The sequence below is a fragment of the Bacillus cereus group sp. N11 genome (assembly GCF_016483605.1).
In the GTDB taxonomy this organism is placed as follows: Bacteria; Bacillota; Bacilli; order Bacillales; family Bacillaceae_G; genus Bacillus_A; species Bacillus_A toyonensis.
In genome coordinates this window covers 16,744-37,601 of sequence record NZ_JAEHBN010000015.1, presented here as the reverse complement: position 1 = coordinate 37,601, position 20,858 = coordinate 16,744, and the positions used below count along the sequence as shown (strand labels likewise).

Genomic DNA, 20,858 nt, shown 5'->3' with positions numbered 1-20,858 from the left:
TCTTTATGAACTTTCAACTTTGAAGTATAAATTCCCGTCTTTCCCAAAAACTAACATAAACAAATGATGTAGTAAGGGGTGAGAAATTGTTTCGTTTATCGTCTAAAAAGAAGAAAAAAACAATCTGTTCCATTCCAGATTTTATCCAAACTATGAAAGAATCTAGTGATTTCGTTTCTTATAACATCGTAGAAGATGGGACGCTATGTTTGTTTTATTATAAATCTACAGCTGAATCACTCCTCATTAATCGATTCATTTTAACACCTATAAAAAGAGAATTGGATCACATTGAAACTATAAATGATATAGCAAATATCGTCACACTCGAAGGGATTATTACCAACCCTTCTATTGATGATATTCGTGAAAAATTATTAGTTGGGTATGTACTCATACAGCTTAAAAACGATTCTCAAACAGCAGAATATGTACTTATTCGTGCTGAAAGTTCAGTTTTAGGTACACGATTATATAACGATACCGAAAATGAATATAGTGTAATCGGTCCAAAAGTCGGATTTGTTGAAAATATTGATACAAATACACACTTACTTCGCCGAAATATAGTAACAGAGCAATTAGTTTTCAAAGAAGTTATAGTTGGCTCTATATCAAAAACAAAGGTTATAGTTGCTTACATCGAAGGCATTACAAATGAACAACACATCAATACCGCAATGCAGCGCTTACAAGATGTTGACTTTGATGTTCCTTTTGATGCAACTATGATTGAACAGTTTATTAGCGATAATAGTAACTCACCCTTCCCTGTTTTACTACCTACAGAGCGGCTAGACCGCTCTGTGTACGCATTACTGAATGGAGGCGTTGTTATTTTAACAGACGGTTCACCTTACGCATTAGCTGGACCAGCGACGTTACTTGATTTCTTCGTCTCGCCAGAAGATTATTATTTACCATGGATAGCAGGCTCATTTCTTCGAATGGTTCGCTTTTTCGGAGCAGCATTCTCGCTATTTTCATCAGCTATTTATACAGCTGTATTAACGTATCACTATCAAATGATTCCTGCGGATTTACTAGGTCCGATTATTTTTTCAAGAGCTAATGTACCCTTTCCGCCCATTTTAGAAGCACTTTTTTTAGAAATCACAATCGAATTGCTCCGTGAAGCTGGAGCACGCTTACCTACAAAAGTTGGACAAACAATCGGCATCGTTGGCGGGATTGTAATTGGCCAAGCATCTGTTCAAGCTGCTTTAACGAGTAACATTTTATTAATTGCAGTTGCTTTATCAGCACTCGCTTCTTTTACAACACCAACTGTAAAAATGTCTTCTACTATCCGGATACTACGATTTCCACTTATCCTTTTAGCTGGTGCATTTGGGGGCTTAGGTCTCATTGTAGGATTCGTACTCATATTAGCTCATTTAATTCGCTTAAAATCACTTGGATCACCTTATTTATTACCTCTATATCCATTTCGCGGTTTAGGGACAGCAGAAGGACTCCTTCGTTTGCCGTTTAGTCAAACTGCTGGACGTGCCTCTTTTCTGAGACCAAAAAAGAAATGGCGCTATGACCCAAACAAAGCGAAAGAAAAACGTGACGGTGAAGAGAAATGAAAAATATTTTATTATGCTTTTCCATTATCATTTTAATTGTTCAATCTGGTTGTACAGAAGCACATATAGTTGATACACAGCGAATGATTCACGTAGGTGGATTCGATATAATAAAAGATAAAAAATTTCGCGGAACCATTTTATATCCCGATTACACAAAGGGCGTACAATCTAAACCAGAAACTCAATCAACTCATGCAGGTACAATTGAAACAATCTCTCCCCTTCTAAACACCAAATCTCCACATACGATCGCTGTAGGTCAAATGCGTGTTGTCCTATTTGGGAAAGCATTTGGTGAACATGGACTTGGAGATGTTATTAACAACTTACAACGTGATCCTAACATTGGCCGTGATGTGCAGCTAGCACTTGTAGATGGTTCAGCAGAAGAATTACTGAAACATGTCAAAACAAATGGATCACTTTATCTATCTGATTTACTGGAGCAAAATATAAAAAACGAGACAATCCCGCGGACAGCTTTAAATATTTTTTTATATAACTTCTATTCATCTGGATGCGATCCATTTCTTCCTTACATTCAAGTATCAGAAGACAAATCTGCTTCCATTAAAGGACTTGCTTTTTTAAAAAAGGATAAAGTGGTTATGTACACCGATAAAAAAGAATCTTTTTTATTAAAATTACTTATTAATCCAACGAAAAATGGTCGCTACGAAGTTCCAATACGTCAAGGTAAGCATAAAGGATTGATCGCTACTCAAAACTTATCTGGAAAAAGTGTTTGTTCTCTTTCGCAAAACGGTGATATTCCGAAAGTTAACATTCACTTAAAATTAAATGGACTCGTAAAAAATGCTCCCAGCTGGCTTGATTTATCAAAGAGTAAAAATGTAACTTACGTAAAAAGACATGTAGAAAAAACACTTGAGAAGGATTTAAACGAATTAATAAAACAATTCCAAGAAAATAAAATCGATCCAATTGGTATACGTGAAGAAATTCGTAGTCATTCAAGAACATGGAACATAAAACAAATTCAAGAAATGTACCCTAATGTAGACGTTGCTGTTCATGTGCAAATCAATGTCGTGCAATCTGGTATCGGAGAATAGTGGAGGTGCTATAATGGCTGAACAAGATAAAACACATACTGTTTCCCCTTATTTCACATTCCTTCTATTACACTCCCTTCAAATTGGAGTAGGTGTGTTAGGGTACCAAAGGATTATTGCGCAATTTGCCGGTTATGATGCTTGGATTTCTCTTATTATCGCTGGTATTGCAACTCACATCGTGTTATTTTGTATGCTGAAAATGTTAGAAAAAGATAATGATTTAATGAATATTCATACGACATGTTTCGGAAAGTGGATTGGAACATTTTTTTCCGTATGCTTTGCTGCATACCTTCTATTATTTTGCCTTACTGTTCTTCGTTCATATATTGAAGTCATTCAAGTTTGGGTCTTTCCTACAATTAAACCGTGGAAATTAACTTTACTATTTTTACTTGTAACTTATTACATAATTAGAGGCGGCTTTCGTTCTGTGACAGGAATATGCTTTTGGGGCGTCATAATCCCGATTTTCGTACTATTTTTCTTAGTTTTCCCAATGAAATACGCACATGTCCGTAACATTTTCCCAATTCTCGCTCATTCACCTTTAGACATTTTAACTTCAGCGAAAGCATCTGCATTAGAGTTTCTTGGATTTGAAGCAATCCTTATCTTTTATCCATTTATAAAAAAAGGAAAATCGTTAAATAAATGGGCACATAGCGGTATTGCTTTTACAACCATTCTATACGTAATATTAGCGATTGTGTCCATTATGTACTATAGCCAAGGGCAACTACATCATACAATTTGGCCAACATTAACGATGCTAAAAATCATTAAAGTTCCTTTTATCCAAAGGTTTGAGTATATTATTATTTTCTTATGGTATCTTATTATTTTACCTAATCTTTGTTTAACGATCTGGTCTTCTTGTTGCATTACTAAGAAATCTTTTCGCATACCATTTAACATTACACTGCCATTTTTTATCGCAACTATATTTATTTCATCCTTGTATTTCACAAACCGCGAAAGTATCAATACATTGAATACAGTACTGTCTCAAGCTGGTTTATATATTGTATACGCTTATATCCCAATCTTATTTCTATTCCATTCATTGCGGTGGCGCTTCAAAAATAAGTCGAAAGAATCTTCACCCGACACACCATGATATTTGATACAATTTGATTAATACATGTGTAAAGGGGACAAGCGTATGAAGAAATATGTATTTTCTTTACTTGCAGTACTGAGTTTAATTCTTGCTGGATGCGGAGCTACTAGTACAAATGAAAAAAAATCATCTGAATCAAAAGAAGAGCATGACCATGCATCGCACACGCAGCAAGCTGACATTCAAGAAAAAACAAAAGGAGTCGACACACTTCCGGCCTTCCTAGACAAGCTTGATCCACAAATGAAAGACATTTACACTGTCGCTGGACAAAATGCAGAGCTATTAGATTGGATTCCATGTTACTGCGGTTGCGGTGAAAGTGTAGGACATAAAAACAATAAAAATTGCTTTATTCGTGAAATTAAGAAGAATGGTGAAGTTGTTTGGGATTCCCATGCAACGACTTGCGTCAATTGCCTAGAAATCGCAGTTGAATCGGCTGCGATGAAACAAAAAGGAAAATCAACGCTTGAAATTCGTAACTATATTGACAATAAATACAAAGAAGGCTATGGCAAACCAACACCTACGCCAATGCCAAAAGCTTAAAAAACGAGGAAATACCTCGTTTTTTTTCATTCACTTTTTTTCTTAACAAATTCTTTCAAGTGTATTTCTCCTTACTTATCACACACTATATATAACTCTCGGTAAGGAGGGTACACAGTGCAAACATATAACGACTATGATAAAGCTCTCTATTACACGTATTGCTGTAATTGGGATAAATTACTCGTTCTCATGGTTCAGACGAACGATCAATTATTTTCTAAGCGTATTGAGCATTTTTTACATGCTTATCAATACAGTAAAGAACTACCAGAAGTTGATAAACAATTGCAGCTCCTATTTCAATATATTGACCACGCATCTCAAAAGTCACATGTAGAAGAAGTAGAGCAAATTCAAATGTAAAATATAGCGCTATTCTCTTTATGAGAATGGCGCTTTTTAAAATGTTGATATCAATAAATGTTTCTCCTTATAAAACTTTTATTGATAAACATATTTTTTCTTTCTTTTCCCTACTACTTCATACTATAATTTAGTATGTAACTATTATAAGTGAGGTATAAAATATGGGACGAGAAAAAAAGCAAGAATATGCTTTACTTACTGCATGGGGAGCTTCATTTATTGCTACATTAGGAAGTCTATACTTTTCCGAAATCATGAAATTTGAGCCTTGTGTCCTTTGTTGGTATCAGCGTATTTTTATGTATCCATTTGTTTTATGGCTTGGTATCGCTGTAGTAAAGAAAGACTATCGCATTGCAAGTTATTCTTTACCAATCGCAAGTATTGGTGCTTGTATTTCTTTATATCACTATGCAATTCAAAAAATTGCAGCATTTTCAGCTGCTGGGGCAGCTTGCGGCCGCGTACCTTGTACGGGAGAATACATAAACTGGTTCGGCTTTGTGACCATCCCGTTTTTAGCACTTATCGGCTTTATCACAATCGCTGTTTGTAGCTTTATCGTAATCAAAAACAAATAAGGAGATGAAAGAATGAAAAAAATGCTTATATTTGGCGGTATTATTATTGCCTTGTTTGCAGCAATTTTCGCTGTCACACAAATGGAAGAAAAAAATGCTTCAACTAGCCAAAAAATTGATAATGCTACTGGTAGTCAAACAGATGGTGCTGACTACTACACAAATAAAATCTCTCTTTCAGATCTCCAAAAGAATTTAAAAGAGAAAAAAGAAGAAACAGTATACTTTTATCAAACATCTTGCGTTCATTGCCAAAAATTATCTCCTGTCGTAGTACCGATGGCTAAAGACTTGAATGTTGATATGAAAGTTATGGATATTGAAAAATTAGATGCTCCTTGGGATGAATATAAAATTCAAGGTACACCAACAATCATTCATTTTAAAGATGGTAAAGAAGTGAGCCGTATTAGCGGCGAACAATCGAAAGACAAATTAAAAGAATGGCTTGAGCAAACGAAGAAATAACGAGAAAAGGAAACTCCTTCTACACATGAAATGGGCGTAAAACCTCACACTAATGTATAAGGAGGGGGTTTTATGCCAGAAGTAAAATGCTCTGTTTCCAATTGCTCATTTTGGGGACAAGGTAACTTTTGTCAAGCAAGTGCTATCATCGTTCAGCCTGATGTAGATGAAGCTGGTCAAACTGAAAATGATTCGTATACAAGCGCGGTTTTAACAAACGAGACGCTAGAAAGCTCTGTAGCAACGAGTGTAGAAACTTGTTGCCATACATTTAAACCAAAATATTAAACATAAAAAGCATACGATGAATCGTATGCTTTTTTACATTCCCCTCCAAAAATCATGCATGATAAAAAAGTACAAAATAACGAGGACAACCGTCCCACATAGGGTAATGCGCCTATATATACTCTTTTCTCCTTCCCTTGCTTTTACAAAAGCCCAAATAAATCCGAAGAACAATATTAAATCAACATATGGAACATAAAAGGAAAAGACGAGAAACGCATACAAATACACAATGAATAAACAGGTCGTTACTAAGAAAACTTTAAATGCAAATTCGCTTTTCATAATGTAACCGCCCCCTATCTGTATTGTATTATATTCAGCAAAATACAATAGTTGCAGTTAAACTCCAAGTAGAAATAAGCTACCGTCTATAAAACGGTAGCTATTACGGAACATTGTATTTCCGTTTATATATATTACTTAAAGTCGAAGTAGGAATTTGCTCGTAACGAATTTTTTCTCCTGTTTCATCTACAATATATAAATTGTTTCCTATATAATATATTCCATTTTTTCGTTTTGAGTACACCGTATATCTTTCATTCGGCAATACCGTTTTTACTTTTGTTAACTGCCCATTCGGTTCTTGCCAATATATATCCGCGCGATCTACTAACGTAAGTATTCCAATTTGCTCTTCTTCTACTTTACGACCATTCCAGCTCACAACACGATAACCAAGTGTATTTGCCTCATATTCCGGACTCGTATGAAAACGAGAAATGATTACTTTTGTTTGTAATTGTACTCGGTCATATAACCATTGTATATCCTTGTCATGCATGCGAATACAACCATTTGATTCCCTACTTCCAATCGTCCATTCCCGATTTGTCCCGTGAATCGCATATTCCTTTTTATCTAGTCCAAGCCACCTCGTACCGAGAGGATTGTTTGGTGCACCACCACGTATCTTTTTTCGATGGTATTCTTTATTTTTATATTTAGTTATAATACAAAAATTACCTTCTGGCGTAGGTGTACGATCTCTTCCAGTCGTTATCGGAAACGTTCTCGTATAGTTTCCTTCTTCAAAGAAAGACAGCTGATTCGTCGTAAGATTAACTAATATTAAATGATCTGTATTAGCAAAAACGCTAGCTGGTAGGCAGAAAAATAGGATTACGATAAACAATACTTTTTTCATCTAAATCCTCCCTAGCACTAACATCATAATAAATGCAATTAGCTTTACTTTGCTCTTATAAATGAAAACTATCCATTTACGATAACGCCTCCGTTTACATGTATCATTTGCCCCGTAACATAAGATGAATCGTCAGATGCTAAGTATACGTATGCTGGTGCTAATTCATATGGCTGACCAGGTCTTTGCATCGGAACATTGCTTCCAAACTGTGACACTTTCTTCTCATCAAAGCTCGATGGAATAAGAGGTGTCCAAATCGGGCCTGGCGCAACACCATTTACACGAATTCCTTTTTGCACTAACGATTGAGAGAGAGATCTTGTAAAAGCAACGATAGCTCCTTTCGTTGCAGAATAATCAATTAAAGTTTCATTTCCTTCATATGCAACGATAGACGCCGTATTTATAATGACATCCCCTTGTTTGAAGTGAGAAAGTGCTGCTTTCGTAACGTGAAAATAAGAAAAAATATTAATACGGAATGTTTTTTCTAGCTGTTCTGCTGTAATATATTCTAGTCCTTGCTGCGGATATTGCTGTGCGACGTTATTCACAACAATATTTAAACCACCTAACTGCGAAACAGTCTCTTCCACAATATCTTTACAATGCTGTTCATTACTTAAATCTCCCGGTAGTAATACACACTTTACACCTTCTTTTTCAACACGTTGTTTCGTCTCATTCGCATCCTCCTCCTCATCTAAATAAGCAATTGCAATATTTGCACCCTCTTTTGCAAAAGCGATGGAAACAGCTCGTCCAATCCCACTATCTCCCCCTGTAATTAACACATTCTTCCCCTTTAACTTTTCACTTCCCTTATAATTGGGATCTTCAAACTGCGGAAGTGGATTCATTAATGATTCAATACCAGGCTGTTTATTTTGATGTTGGGCTGGCATTGTTAAAAAGCTTTTTTGCTGTGGCATAACTTCCTTCAGCTCCTTTTCCTTATCATGTGCACAATAAAAAACTACAATTCACACATAGTTTTACGATTAATATTCGAATTTAAGACACAAAATATGAATTGTTGTAAACTTTTTATACAAAACTATTGCAAAATAGTTAAAAAACGAATATTATATATAACTGTTGTGAAAATTATTCGTAAACAGAAAGGATGTTTATATGTTTAACCTTTCAAAACATAAAACTTCTATTAAAACTGAAATTATGGCAGGTATTATTACCTTCTTAACAATGGCATATATCATTGTCGTAAACCCTGTCATCCTTGGGGATGCAGGTGTTCCATTTGAACAAGCATTTACAGCAACAATTATCGCTGCTGTTGTCGGAACATTATTTATGGCGATCTTTACAAACTTACCAATCGCAATTGCACCAGGTATGGGATTAAATGCTTACTTCTCTTACTCTGTTGTAAAAGCTCATGAAGGCATGACTTTCGCAATTGCATTCTCTGCTGTATTCGTAGCAGGTATGATTTTAATTTTGTTATCATTCACATCTTTCCGTACAAAATTAATGGAAGCCATTCCTGAAAACTTAAAACACGCAATTACTGCTGGTATCGGACTATTTATCGCCTTTATCGGTTTACGTTTAACAGGTATCGTTACAAAAAACGATGCAAACTTAGTTGGACTTGGTGATCTTCACTCTGCTCCAGTTTTACTAGCATTAGCTGGACTTGGAATTACAATTGTCCTTATGTCTTTAAATGTAAATGGTGCGCTATTTATCGGCATGCTATTAACTGGTCTTATCGCTTTCTTCACAGGACAATTAACGTTCTCAAACGGTGTTACATCAATGCCTGGATTACCAGAAGGAATTATCGTATCAAATCCAATTACTGCTGTATCTGATGTAATTAACTACGGATTATACGGCGTTGTATTCTCATTCTTCCTTGTTACACTATTCGATACAACAGGTACACTACTTGGCGTTGCGCAACAAGGTGGATTTATGAAAGACGGAAAGCTTCCAAAAGCAGGACGAGCTCTTCTATCTGACTCATTCTCAGCAACAATCGGTTCTATGTTCGGAACAACACCATCAACAGCTTACATTGAATCTTCTGCTGGTGTTGCAGCTGGTGGCCGTACTGGTTTAACAACAGTTACAGTAGCTGTTCTATTCGCATTAGCAGCTTTCTTTGGACCATTAGTGAGCGCTGTATCTGGTGTATCAGCTATTACTGCACCATCACTAATTATCGTTGGTAGTCTTATGATGGGTTCAGTTCGCCACATCGATTGGGATTCATTTGATGAAGCATTCCCAGCATTCTTAGTAATCTTAAGCATGCCACTTACATCAAGTATCGCAACAGGTATCGCACTTGGATTTATTTCATACCCACTTATGAAAGTGGCAAAAGGTAAATTCCGTTCTGTTCACCCACTTGTGTATGTATTCGGAATCTTGTTCGCTTATCAATTGATATTCTTACCACATTAAAATCCCTCTTTCTGAGGGATTTTTTATTTTCAAAAAACATTTGACAACTGTACAGAATCATGGAATAATTCAAAATAGTTAAATATTTGATGTCTTATCAAGAGCAGGTGGAGGGATGAGCCCTACGAAGCCCGGCAACCGACCCATTTATGGGCACGGTGCTAATTCTTACAACACGTTGTGTTGAAAGATAAGAGTAATATGATAAGACGTCTTTTCTATATGAAAAGGCGTTTTTCATTTTCACTCCCTCCCCTCTCTTCTTAGTTTAGGAGGGATTTTTTTATGAAAAAATTGTGTTCCATCGTACTTATTTTTCTATTACTTACATTGACGGCTTGTACAAATGAACAAGATGCTATCTCTTCACAAAAGCAACAAACGGTGAAAAAAGTAACTACAACAGTTGAAAATCATTTACAAACAGAAATTCCAAAGCAAATAAAAAAGCCATTAAAAATCGCATTAATTATGCAAATGTCTATCGGAACTTTTTCCTCTCAATATATTGAGGGCGTCAAAAAACAAGTCGAGCTATTTGGCGGTAGTGTACAAGTCTACAATTCTGATAACGATTTAGCAAAAATGGCTGCAAATTTAGATACTGCTATTAATTCAAAAGTGGATGGTATTTTAATTGATCATGGCCGATCTGAAGCATTAAAACCTGGGGTAGAAAAAGCGTTACAGGCGAACATTCCCGTAGTCGCGTTTGATAACGATCTACGCTTACCAGGTGTAACGATTATTGATCAAGATGACTATAGTCTTGCATGGAAATCATTAAAAACGTTAGCAGAAGATTTGAATGGACAAGGAAATATCGCAGTCGTATGGGTTGGCGGATTTGCTCCAATGGAACGTCGTAACGTTATCATTGATGCTTTTTATAAACGGTATCCAAATATAAAAGAAGTTGCGCGATTCGGTACTGCTAGTAATAACACACCACTTGATACACAAACACAAGTAGAAGCTTTACTAAAAAAATATCCGAAAGAAGGAGATTTACAAGCCATTTTCGCTTCGTGGGATGAGTTTGCTAAAGGAGCTGTTAAAGCACTTGAACAAGCTGGTCGTACAGATATAAAAGTATACAGCATTGACTTAAGTAATGAAGATTTACAACTTATGCAAAAAGAAAACTCACCTTGGTCTGCTACGGCTGCAACGGATCCAGCTGAAGTAGGGAAAGTTCAAGTACGATTCTTATACAAAAAAATTGCCGGTGAACAAACGCCAGATATTTATTCACTAGAACCTTATTTAGTAAAGAAAAATATTTTACCAAAAGAAAATATAACAATGGATCAATTATCAAAACATATAAACGGTTGGGGAGACTCGAAAGATGCGTATTCTCCTTGGATGAAAAAATTAGAGAAGGAGAAAAAATGATGACATTCTCTCTTCAAAACATTACACATTCTTATCATGCCGCTACACCTGTTCTAGAAGATGTTTCTATCCATATTCAAAAAGGAAAAGTTCATGCCCTACTAGGAATGAACGGTGCTGGGAAAAGTACTCTACTGAAAATAGCAACTGGTGAAATTCAACCAGTTGCTGGCGATATAAAAATTGATAATCAGTCTGTTTCCTTTACTTCGCCACGCGATGCAAAAAAGCACGGTATTTCTTTCGTAACACAAGAAGTAGATCACGGACTTATTCCGGGATTATCTGTATTAGAAAATGTACTTATCGATCATTTAGCAATGCAAAATAAAGTACTATTTTCAAAGTCAAAATTAGTCGCACTCGCTAAACAACATTTGCAAACTGTACAGGTAGATTTAAATGTTTCGGAAGATGTTTCAAACTGCTCATTACATGAAAAACAATTACTTCTTATCGCAAGAGCTTTATCCAACAATACAAATTATCTTTTATTAGATGAGCCTACTTCTTCTCTTGGACCGAAAGAAGTTGAAACCTTCGGACAACTATTAAAAGATTTAACATCAAAAGGAATTGGCATCATCTTAATTTCTCATCGTTTATCAGAGATTCGAAATTTTGCGGATGATGTAACTGTATTACATAACGGTAAAGTCGCACTTTCTGAAGCGATTACAAAGGTTACAGATCAACAAATTGTGGAATCGATGACTGGAAAACAACTGACACTTCCTATTAATGCAGCACCAAAACAAGGGAACGAAGAATTATTTAAAGCACAAGAACTTCCATTACACAAAAACCATTCTCCCCTTTCTCTCACCGTACGGAAAGGTGAAACTGTTGTGATATACGGATTAATTGGCAGTGGCAAAACAACACTTGCTGAAACGTTATTTGGTGCTCATCATACTTATCACGCAGAAATAAACGGTCAAAATATAACGATTAAAACACCGCGAGATGCGATTAAAGCGAAAATCGCACTTGTACCAGAAGAAAGAAGAAAACAAGGCGTATTTCTTTCGGAAGACATTATAAGTCACACTAATTTACACCAATCAGGTTGGAGACGAAAACAAACCGAATTAAATAATGCTACTACGGCAATTTCTTCTTTCAGCATTTCACCGAATGACCCAAAAGCCTTTATTCATTCACTTAGCGGTGGAAATCAACAAAAAGTCTCGATTGCAAAGTGGCATGGATTCAAACCGAATCTATTTCTTTTAGACGAGCCAACTAAAGGTGTAGACATAGCTGCAAAACAAGACATTTTTCAATTCATTCGTAACATTACTGAAAACGGAAGTTCCGTAATTTACTTCACAGGAGAACAAGATGAAGCACTGCATATCGCTGATCGCATTCTTATACTGGCAAACGGAGAATTTGTAGGTGAATACTTACCAAACGAACTATCTCCTGAACAGCTTTTACATTTATCTGAAGGGAGTTATTCCATTGAATCTCATTCATAAAACAAAAACTAAGAAACTATATTTACCTACTCATCTTTTTTATCAATTTAGTACGATTGCTATCATTATAGGTGTTACAATTTTCTTCTCTATCGCCAACGATTCTTTTTTAACATACAACAATATTAGTGATGTTTTACGCTCCATTTCTATCGTAACGTTACTTGCAATTGGTGTTACCTTTACATTAATTGTAGATGGGTTTGATTTATCGGTCGGCTCTACCGCTAGTTTAGCAACCATTGCCACTGCTTCCTGTCTCATTTTATATCGACAAGAACTATTAGTCACACTCCTTGTTCCTATTCTTTGTGGGCTATTAGTTGGATTATTAAATGCACTACTCGTTATCCGAATTAAACTACCAGATTTACTAGCTACATTAAGTATCATGTATATCGTGAATGGACTACACTTAACATTTTCAAAAGGATCTTCTATTTATGAAGGAATGTCTGGTGCCAAAGGACATTTTATTCCATCCTTTTTATTTATCGGTCAAGGTTCTGTCTTAGGAATTCCAGTCCCTGTCATTATCATGCTTATTGTCGTTTTGATTGCATATGTATTTTTAGAAAAAACAACGTACGGTCGTTTCTTTTATATGACAGGTGGGAATCGAGAAGCTGCTAGACTAGCTGGTATTCCTACTGATCGTTACCGTGTATATGCTTATATGATTAGCGGTTTACTTGCCTCTATTGGCGGTATTATTCTATGTAGCCGTGTTGGCACAGGACAAGTTTCAGCTGGCGCCCCATTATTAATGGATGCAGTTGCAGCTGCCTATATCGGTTATGCAATGTTCGGTGCTAAGAAACCAAATGTCATCGGAACATTTCTTGGTTCCGTATTAATCGGGATCATATTAAACGGCCTTACAATGATGAACGTTCCTTATTATGCACAAGATATCATTAAAGGCAGTATTTTAATTGCAGCTTTAGCCTTTTCATTTATTAAAAAGAAACGTAAATAAAGTGAAACTTTAATAAGTGGGGGTTTTCTTCCCCCCACTTATTATTAGGCTTCACCAATCGCGCATTAACGGGCAGTTGATCCCCCACCTAACTTCTTTGCTTTCGCCGAATTTTGAGGTGGGGGTCTTACTGCCCGTTAATGTGCTACTTTCCTTTTGCAACAATCACACGAACTACTTCAACGCAAGGAGCAGAAGACCGTTTGCTATTGCTGTAACACCTAAGAAGATTGCTATCATCAGCTCTCCCATTATTAAATACATAAATAATAGAAGAAATGAAAACCTCCTCTACGACCAAACTAATTAAAAGAGGTTAGAAACCTTTAATATTTCTCATTTACCTGTAATTCTTTACTATACTTTTGAATGAACACTGATGAAATAATCATTACCATTCCTATACTAAAACTAATAAGCTGATCTAATAACATTTCATCATGCATGAGCAAACGAAATAAAAATACACCACCAAAAATAAGCAACATAGTAAATCCAGTATGTCTAAGTCCTTTATATACATTTTCCATATGTATCACCTCTCCACATACCTTTATCCATATTATACCATATCCCAAAAATTTGTATAACCAACATTCGGTATTGAAACCACTAATAAAAAAGACTGCAGAGAAATTCTTCTCCGCAGCCTAATATTTATTTTTGCAAAAACGCCTGTAAATCTGCAAATTGTCTCTTTGCATCCTCATAGCCTTGCTCATATAAACTTTGTAATTTTGCTGTATCTTTTTCCATACGATCTACTTGAAGCGGCACTTCTGGGCGAATAACAAATAAATTCCCAGCTTGTTCTTCTTTTTCAATGTAGTGAAGTGTTTCATTATACACTTCATAACGATTCAGCATCGTGTTAACAAGGTTCGGATATTTTTTATAAGCTTTCGCTGCAACCCATCCAAACTTTGATTTTTTCTTTGCGTAACCATGATTTCTCGTTAAAATAACGACTGATTTTTTAAATCCGTCTTCTTGCGCTTTACGAACTGGAATCGGATCAGAAATCCCGCCATCTAACAATTGCTTACCGCGGTAATTTACTACCGGTGCAATGAAAGGCAATGAACTAGACGCTTGTAATAAATTTAGCGCATCATCATTCGTTCCTTCTTTTTCAAAATAAACAGATTGCCCTGTTTCACAATCTGTTGTCCCTACAAGGAAACGCTCTGGACTATTGAAGTATGTTTCAAAATCAAACGGCACATGCTTTTCTGGAATTTCATGAAAAATGAAATCCATATCGAATAGTTGACGTTTTTTCCACAAGTTTTTATACGATAAATATTGTGGATGTGATGCATAATCAATATTGACTGTTTTATTTCTATTTCTTTGTCTGGAAAGATACGACGCTGCATGACAAGCACCAGCCGAGACACCAATCACATATGGAAAATATAAATCTTGTTCCATAAAATATTCTAATATCCCGCCCGTATATACACCACGCATACCGCCGCCTTCTAATACTAACCCCGTATTTTCAAGCATGTTACTCTCTCCTCTATATATATTGACTCTTTAATTATTCACTATGTTAAGTATCTTTTTCTATTATATATGAGTTCTTTCAGAAATTATATTCAAAAGGCTTGAGAAAAAAGTATTTTTTCTTCCAATTATATTTCCAAATGATCAGAGACATCCTTTATAAACCTTTGAATAAAATCTTGCTCTTCTTTCGTATATCCATCTAAAAGTAACAGCCACTCTTCTTCCGCTTGTTTATGCAACTTTTCATGAGCTTTATATATTTCATTTCCTCTTTCCGTTAAGCGGAAGAAAATTTCTTTTTGATTATCTAACATTTGCATCTTCTCAACGAACTGCTTTTGAAATAACTTTGTACAAATTTTAGAGATCGCGCCCTTCGTCATTCCCATTTCTGTTGTAATAGCCGTTACATTCATGAGACCATTTTGTCCGATACACTCGATAACATGTAACTCAGATAAAGACATACCACTTACACCTGTTTCACGAAGAAACTTCTCATTATTTTCTTTCAAATGCTCTTCTTTTTTATGAAAAAGTGTACGAATATCCGAAATTATTTCCATTTGTTTCGCTGTACGTTCCAATCCGTTCGCCTCCTAAGTTTCCAAAGAAACAATTTAACTATATACCATTTTAAAATCATTTCTCCATCTTTACAAGTGAGAAAATCATGTTAAAATAAATTTAGTTTCCAAGTAAACTAAAAATAAGGAGGTTAGCAATTATGGAAAAAACCAAACTGAATTTCATTTTATATGTTGTCTGTATGAGTGCCTTACTCAGTTCCTTCGCTCAAAATATTTACACACCGATCTTACCGATGATTCAAAATTCGTTTCATACTTCTCTTTATCTTGTAAGTTTAACCGTTTCACTTTTCACATTCATTCTTGCGATTATGCAGCTCATATACGGACCTTTAATTGATACAAAAGGAAGAAAATCTGTCCTTATCCCTAGTTTAATTATTAGTACAATCGGCTCAATTGGTTGTGCTTTCTCACCAAACATTTACTTATTTCTATTTTTTAGAGCTGTTCAAGCTATAGGAATAGCGGCTATACCTGTAGTTGCAGCAACGATTATCGGTGATTTATTTGAAGGAAAAGAACGCGGAAAAGCGATGAGCCTTTATCAAATGTTACTTGCTCTCGCACCTGCGATCGGCCCTCTTATAGGTGGTTATCTCAGCAGTATACACGGCCACTTATCTGTATTTCTGTTTTTATCTACAATTGGCATCATCTTATTAATTATAAACATTTCACTACTTCCAGAAACAAAACCAAATGTAATTAAACAACCTAAAGCAAAAAAGAATTACTGGCTTATCTTAAAAAATAAAACTGGATTTTCTATTACACTTATTGGCTTTATTCAATTTTGTATGTATTTCTGTTTCCTCGTTTTTTTGCCTAGCATATTAACAAATATATATCATCTACACGCAAGTGAAATTGGTCTTATGTTTGTACCAATGTCCCTTTCTATTATGTTAGGAAGTTATTGCTACAAATTTTTGCAAAAACAGTTCACAACAAAGCAAGCTTTATTCATCACTAGTTTCTTCAATATTATATATATCACTTTATTCTCTTTCGCATATAGCAACAATATCCCAACCGTCATTATCGTTACCTCTTTATACGGTTTTAGCATGGGACTTTCTATGCCAACTCACACTACTTTATTAACGGAAGAATTCGTACAAGAACGCGCAACAGCTATCGGTATGTACAACTTCATTCGCTATTTTGGCATGGGTACAGGACCTATTGTAGGTGGGTTTCTTTTATTTAATCAAAATTACTTTTGGATTTTCTTTATAGGAGCAGTTACATTTCTACTTATAGTTTTATACGCAATAAAAATGTTACGTTTCTCTACCGCACAAAAGGCAAAATAGAGCCCCAGAAAGGTGGGCTCTATTTAAGCTCTTTGATCGGCAACAATATGAATATCAATATACTTTGTTTGTCTCATAATTTCATTTACAATAGAACCTTTTCGTATTTCTTCCCACCTTGTTCTTGCAGATTGTCCAAGTAAAATTTGCGTCACTTGTAATCTTTTTGCGACTTCAATAATAACATCCGCTGGTTTTCTCCCTTTCGCCTCTTCTAATACAAAACTCGCATCAAATTGATTGGTTAACGATTTCCACTCTTCAATCGTCTGCTTTTTTCCAGCTGAAATAAAATCTATATTTTCCCTCTCAACGTTTAATACGTACAATTCAGCATTTAACCGATCAGCCATGCGCCATCCCCGTCTTATTAATTTCTCCGCTGTTGAACTGTATTGTACACAAACGAGAATTTTTTCTTTTACGCCAATTGGTTCTATTACTGTTTGGCTAATTTTCTCGTCCATATCATCAGCAACTTCTCGAAGTGATAACTCTCTGAGTGCCCCTAGATTATTAAGCGTAAAGAAATTTTGTAAGCTTTGCTGAATTTTTTCTTCCTTATATATCTTTCCATCTATTAATCTCTTCCTTAATACCTCGGGCGTTGCATCAACGAGCTGAATTTCATTTGCTTTTTGTAAAATAAAGTCTGGAATACGTTCCCGTACTTTTACATTCGTAATTTGAGCTACAATGTCATGAACGCTTTCTAAATGTTGAATATTAAACGCAGATAATACAGATATACCGGCATCTAACAATTCTTGCACATCCATGTAACGCTTCTTATTTTTAGACCCAGGAATGTTACTATGTGCAAGTTCATCCACTACAACTACTTGCGGGCCACGCTTTATAATTCCTTCTACATCAAGTTCATAAAATACTTTTCCTTTATACTCTATTTCTTTTAAAGGAACTTTTTCTAAATCAGCAATTGCTTCTTCCGTCTCTTTTCTACCATGTGTTTCAATTAAACCAATTACAATATCAATACCGTCTTTTTTCATCTCTCGTGCATCAAAAAGCATTTTATAACTTTTCCCTACGCCTGGGGCAGCCCCTACGTATAGCTTTAATTTTCCACGATTTTGTTGACGAATGTATTCTAAATATTCCTCTGGCGTTCGCCTTTGAAACGTCGGTTTATAATCATCCGCATACAAAACACTCACAACCCTTCTTGCGAAACAACACTACCTCAATCCGTTAGATTGAGGTAGTACTGTTACTATTTCATTAATTTCTGTAATTCTAAGTTTAACTTTAAGACGTTTACGCGATCTTCTCCAAATAAACCGAAGGCAGCACCTTCTGTTTGTTCCTTAATCAATTGATTTAACTTTTCTTTCGGAATATTCGTTAATTTAGAGATGCGATCTACCTGCACAGACGCTGCCTTTGGACTAATGTCAGGATCAAGCCCTGAACCTGAATTCGTCACTAAGTCTATCGGTACTTCTGTAACTGGAACGGTTGGATTTTGTTTCTTCCAGTCTTCCATACTTTTCTCTACTCGTTTCTCTAAATCTGGATTAGACGGTGCATAGTTATTTGAACCAGATGCTTCTGCTTTATATTCTATACTAGAGACACGTCCATGAAAATAACGTGGATCTGTGAAATTTTGACCGATTAACTTCGAACCAACTATTTCATCCTTATCATTATATATAAGACTTCCATCCGCATTATCCTTCATTACCGCTTGTGCAATACCAGTTACAATAAGCGGGTATACGAGGCCGCACAAAACTAAAAATGTAAAAGTAATACGAATAATTGGTGATAGTATACTTTGTTTCTTCGCCATCTTTTTCCCCTCTTCCTTATATGAACAAGCCGACAAGCATATCAATTACCTTAATTCCAATGAACGGAACGATAACCCCGCCAAGCCCGTAAATGAGTAAGTTTCTGCTAAGCAATGCATTAGAGCTCATCGGTTTATATGCGATTCCTTTCATCGCTAATGGAATAAGTAATGGAATAATAACAGCGTTAAATATTAATGCTGATAAAATTGCTGACAGTGGTGACGTTAATTTCATAATGTTCAATGCTTCCATTTGCGGAATCGCAAGTGTAAACATTGCTGGAATGATTGCAAAATATTTCGCTATATCATTCGCAATACTAAACGTCGTTAACGCACCACGTGTCATTAACAATTGCTTACCGATTCCTACAACCTCAATAATTTTCGTTGGATTCGAGTCTAGATCAATCATGTTCGCCGCTTCTTTCGCTGCTGTCGTACCACTATTCATCGCTAATCCAACGTCCGCCTGCGCTAATGCTGGAGCATCATTTGTACCATCACCTGTCATCGCTACAAGTTTCCCTTTATCTTGCTCTGCTTTAATAACAGCAATTTTATCTTCCGGTTTACACTCAGCAACAAATTCATCTACTCCAGCTTCTTTTGCAATCGTTGCTGCTGTTAACGGATTATCACCTGTACACATAACCGTTTTAATCCCCATTTGGCGTAACTGTTCAAAACGCTCACGCATACCCGGTTTTACTGTATCCTTTAAATAAATTAAACCGTAAATACGATTATCTACTGCAACTACAAGTGGTGTTCCACCCTCTTTTGAAATGAAATCTGCTTTTTGATTTACATCTTTCGGAATTGTTCCGCCTTGTGACCCAACCCATTCAATAACGGCACCTACAGCACCTTTTCTCACTTTCGTTCCGTCTTGTAAATCAACACCACTCATTCTCGTTTCTGCTTTAAACGGAACAAACTCACCTTGTTCTGCAAGTTCTCTATTATATGATATAGATTTTCCCTGCACATACTCGATAACAGATCGACCTTCTGGCGTTTCATCTAAAACAGAACTAATAGCAGCCCACTTTCCAACTTGCTCAATCGTTTCATTTCCTACTGGAAGCAGTGTATGTGCCATTCGGTTCCCGAAAGTAATCGTACCTGTTTTATCTAAAATAATTGTATTAATATCGCCCGCAGCTTCTACTGCTTTCCCTGACATCGCTAACACGTTAAATTTTGTCACCCGGTCCATCCCAGCTATACCAATTGCCGATAATAACCCACCAATTGTCGTTGGAATTAAACAAACTAACAATGCTACAAGTACAGCTGTATCAATTTGAAACCCTAAATAATTCGTGAAAATTGGCAACGTCACAACAACGATTAAGAAAATAAGCGTTAAACTCGTTAATACTGTATTTAAAGCAATCTCATTCGGCGTTTTTTGACGAGCAGCCCCTTCTACTAATGAAATCATTTTATCAATAAATGATTCTCCAGGATTACTTGTAATAACAATTGTAATCTCATCACTTACGACCATCGTTCCGCCTGTTACGGAACAAAAATCGCCACCCGCTTCCTTTATAACAGGGGCTGATTCTCCTGTTATTGCAGATTCATCGACAGACGCTAACCCTTTTATTACTTCACCATCATTCGGAATCATTTCCCCTTGTTTTACGATAACAACGTCACCTTTTCTCAGATCAGTTGCTGAAACTTGAACAATGTCTCCATTTTCTTTTACGACATTTGCAAACACATCTTTCTTCGATTGTTTTAAAGAATCGGCTTGCGCTTTACCACGGCCTTCAGCTAACGCTTCTGCAAAGTTAGCAAATAAAACTGTAAATAATAGAATGAGAGAAACTGTTATATTAAACCATCCTGGTACACTACTAGAACTGCTTGGGAGAAAAGATAAAATGAACGTAATGATAAACCCAATTTCCACAATGAACATAATCGGATTCTTTATCATTACTTTCGGATTCAATTTCGCAAAGGATTGTTTCATCGCATGCGTCACGATATCACGATCCAACGTTTTCGCTTGTCTAACTTCATCTTCTACAGCATGTATTTGTGAATCGTTCAATTGTTTTTCTTTTACTACTACCGGTCTCATTATTTA

Annotated in this window: 22 protein-coding genes and 1 riboswitch; of the genes, 13 read left to right on the top strand and 9 right to left on the bottom strand. The window is 35.8% G+C overall.

Annotated features, from left to right (window positions below):
- Positions 1 to 86: 86 nt before the first annotated feature.
- From JDS98_RS22535 to JDS98_RS22500, 8 genes are all read left to right on the top strand, one after another.
- The gene (locus JDS98_RS22535) at positions 87 to 1,592 is read left to right on the top strand and encodes a spore germination protein (protein WP_016107851.1); all 1,506 of its coding nucleotides are present in this window, start codon (positions 87 to 89) and stop codon (positions 1,590 to 1,592) included.
- Complete coding sequence (gene gerYC / locus JDS98_RS22530) at positions 1,589 to 2,671, top strand: spore germination protein GerYC (protein ID WP_199634331.1); 1,083 nt, start codon at positions 1,589 to 1,591, stop codon at positions 2,669 to 2,671. Before JDS98_RS22535 ends, gerYC begins: the two co-directional genes overlap by 4 nt.
- Before the next feature lie 13 nt (positions 2,672 to 2,684).
- Complete coding sequence (locus tag JDS98_RS22525; protein ID WP_199634330.1) at positions 2,685 to 3,794, top strand: GerAB/ArcD/ProY family transporter; 1,110 nt, start codon at positions 2,685 to 2,687, stop codon at positions 3,792 to 3,794.
- A gap of 45 nt (positions 3,795 to 3,839) precedes the next feature.
- The gene (locus JDS98_RS22520; RefSeq protein WP_000761015.1) at positions 3,840 to 4,349 is read left to right on the top strand and encodes a PCYCGC domain-containing protein; all 510 of its coding nucleotides are present in this window, start codon (positions 3,840 to 3,842) and stop codon (positions 4,347 to 4,349) included.
- 117 nt (positions 4,350 to 4,466) lie between these two features.
- A complete protein-coding gene (locus tag JDS98_RS22515; protein ID WP_001195459.1) occupies positions 4,467 to 4,715 on the top strand; it encodes a YhdB family protein in 249 nt (82 codons plus the stop codon).
- Between the two features lie 164 nt (positions 4,716 to 4,879).
- Positions 4,880 to 5,299, top strand: a complete 420-nt coding sequence (locus JDS98_RS22510) for a disulfide formation protein C (protein WP_000532269.1) — start codon at positions 4,880 to 4,882, stop codon at positions 5,297 to 5,299.
- 12 nt (positions 5,300 to 5,311) lie between these two features.
- Complete coding sequence (locus JDS98_RS22505) at positions 5,312 to 5,767, top strand: thioredoxin family protein (RefSeq protein WP_000738433.1); 456 nt, start codon at positions 5,312 to 5,314, stop codon at positions 5,765 to 5,767.
- A 72-nt stretch (positions 5,768 to 5,839) separates the two neighbouring features.
- On the top strand, positions 5,840 to 6,055 hold the full coding sequence (locus JDS98_RS22500) for a DUF1540 domain-containing protein (protein WP_098912375.1): 216 nt from the start codon (positions 5,840 to 5,842) through the stop codon (positions 6,053 to 6,055).
- Between the two features lie 33 nt (positions 6,056 to 6,088).
- Here JDS98_RS22500 and JDS98_RS22495 read toward each other — a convergent pair whose 3' ends face one another.
- The 3 genes from JDS98_RS22495 to JDS98_RS22485 all read right to left on the bottom strand — a co-directional run bounded on the left by JDS98_RS22495 (position 6,089) and on the right by JDS98_RS22485 (position 8,140).
- Entirely contained in the window at positions 6,089 to 6,340 is a 252-nt protein-coding gene (locus tag JDS98_RS22495; RefSeq protein WP_000834196.1) for a hypothetical protein, read from the bottom strand.
- Between the two features lie 103 nt (positions 6,341 to 6,443).
- Positions 6,444 to 7,205, bottom strand: a complete 762-nt coding sequence (locus JDS98_RS22490) for a L,D-transpeptidase (RefSeq protein ID WP_000756372.1) — start codon at positions 7,203 to 7,205, stop codon at positions 6,444 to 6,446.
- 68 nt (positions 7,206 to 7,273) lie between these two features.
- Positions 7,274 to 8,140 carry an SDR family oxidoreductase gene (locus JDS98_RS22485; RefSeq protein ID WP_001136296.1) on the bottom strand — a complete coding sequence of 289 codons (867 nt, stop codon included), beginning with the start codon at positions 8,138 to 8,140 and terminating at the stop codon, positions 7,274 to 7,276.
- A gap of 202 nt (positions 8,141 to 8,342) precedes the next feature.
- Here JDS98_RS22485 and JDS98_RS22480 point away from each other — a divergent pair, with 202 nt between their 5' ends.
- From JDS98_RS22480 to JDS98_RS22465, 4 genes are all read left to right on the top strand, one after another.
- The gene (locus JDS98_RS22480; RefSeq protein ID WP_000482720.1) at positions 8,343 to 9,644 is read left to right on the top strand and encodes an NCS2 family permease; all 1,302 of its coding nucleotides are present in this window, start codon (positions 8,343 to 8,345) and stop codon (positions 9,642 to 9,644) included.
- Positions 9,645 to 9,735: 91 nt separating this feature from the next.
- Positions 9,736 to 9,841, top strand: a riboswitch (SAM riboswitch).
- An 88-nt stretch (positions 9,842 to 9,929) separates the two neighbouring features.
- Positions 9,930 to 11,042 carry a sugar ABC transporter substrate-binding protein gene (locus tag JDS98_RS22475; RefSeq protein ID WP_098139560.1) on the top strand — a complete coding sequence of 371 codons (1,113 nt, stop codon included), beginning with the start codon at positions 9,930 to 9,932 and terminating at the stop codon, positions 11,040 to 11,042.
- Positions 11,039 to 12,526, top strand: coding sequence for a sugar ABC transporter ATP-binding protein (locus tag JDS98_RS22470; RefSeq protein ID WP_087971113.1), 1,488 nt, complete (start codon positions 11,039 to 11,041; stop codon positions 12,524 to 12,526). Before JDS98_RS22475 ends, JDS98_RS22470 begins: the two co-directional genes overlap by 4 nt.
- Positions 12,510 to 13,505 carry an ABC transporter permease gene (locus JDS98_RS22465; RefSeq protein WP_087971091.1) on the top strand — a complete coding sequence of 332 codons (996 nt, stop codon included), beginning with the start codon at positions 12,510 to 12,512 and terminating at the stop codon, positions 13,503 to 13,505. The genes JDS98_RS22470 and JDS98_RS22465 overlap by 17 nt, the downstream gene beginning before the upstream one ends.
- A 326-nt stretch (positions 13,506 to 13,831) precedes the next feature.
- Here JDS98_RS22465 and JDS98_RS22460 read toward each other — a convergent pair whose 3' ends face one another.
- From JDS98_RS22460 to JDS98_RS22450, 3 genes are all read right to left on the bottom strand, one after another.
- Positions 13,832 to 14,035, bottom strand: a complete 204-nt coding sequence (locus JDS98_RS22460) for a hypothetical protein (protein ID WP_097959552.1) — start codon at positions 14,033 to 14,035, stop codon at positions 13,832 to 13,834.
- A gap of 127 nt (positions 14,036 to 14,162) precedes the next feature.
- Positions 14,163 to 15,017, bottom strand: a complete 855-nt coding sequence (locus JDS98_RS22455; RefSeq protein WP_000892699.1) for a patatin-like phospholipase family protein — start codon at positions 15,015 to 15,017, stop codon at positions 14,163 to 14,165.
- A 128-nt stretch (positions 15,018 to 15,145) separates the two neighbouring features.
- Entirely contained in the window at positions 15,146 to 15,607 is a 462-nt protein-coding gene (locus tag JDS98_RS22450; protein WP_087971089.1) for a MarR family transcriptional regulator, read from the bottom strand.
- A gap of 140 nt (positions 15,608 to 15,747) precedes the next feature.
- Between JDS98_RS22450 and JDS98_RS22445 the strand changes: the two genes are divergently transcribed.
- Positions 15,748 to 16,929 carry an MFS transporter gene (locus tag JDS98_RS22445; RefSeq protein WP_199634329.1) on the top strand — a complete coding sequence of 394 codons (1,182 nt, stop codon included), beginning with the start codon at positions 15,748 to 15,750 and terminating at the stop codon, positions 16,927 to 16,929.
- 23 nt (positions 16,930 to 16,952) lie between these two features.
- On the opposite strand, the gene kdpDN is transcribed toward JDS98_RS22445, so the two are convergent.
- The 3 genes from kdpDN to kdpB are packed head-to-tail and all read right to left on the bottom strand — an operon-like array spanning position 16,953 to position 20,852.
- Positions 16,953 to 18,107: a KdpD-like non-kinase potassium sensor gene (gene kdpDN, locus JDS98_RS22440; RefSeq protein WP_087971088.1), complete on the bottom strand. Its 1,155-nt coding sequence runs from the start codon at positions 18,105 to 18,107 to the stop codon at positions 16,953 to 16,955.
- A gap of 56 nt (positions 18,108 to 18,163) precedes the next feature.
- Entirely contained in the window at positions 18,164 to 18,745 is a 582-nt protein-coding gene (kdpC, locus tag JDS98_RS22435; protein WP_087971087.1) for a K(+)-transporting ATPase subunit C, read from the bottom strand.
- Between the two features lie 16 nt (positions 18,746 to 18,761).
- Complete coding sequence (gene kdpB / locus JDS98_RS22430) at positions 18,762 to 20,852, bottom strand: potassium-transporting ATPase subunit KdpB (protein WP_199632462.1); 2,091 nt, start codon at positions 20,850 to 20,852, stop codon at positions 18,762 to 18,764.
- Positions 20,853 to 20,858 lie beyond the last annotated feature (6 nt).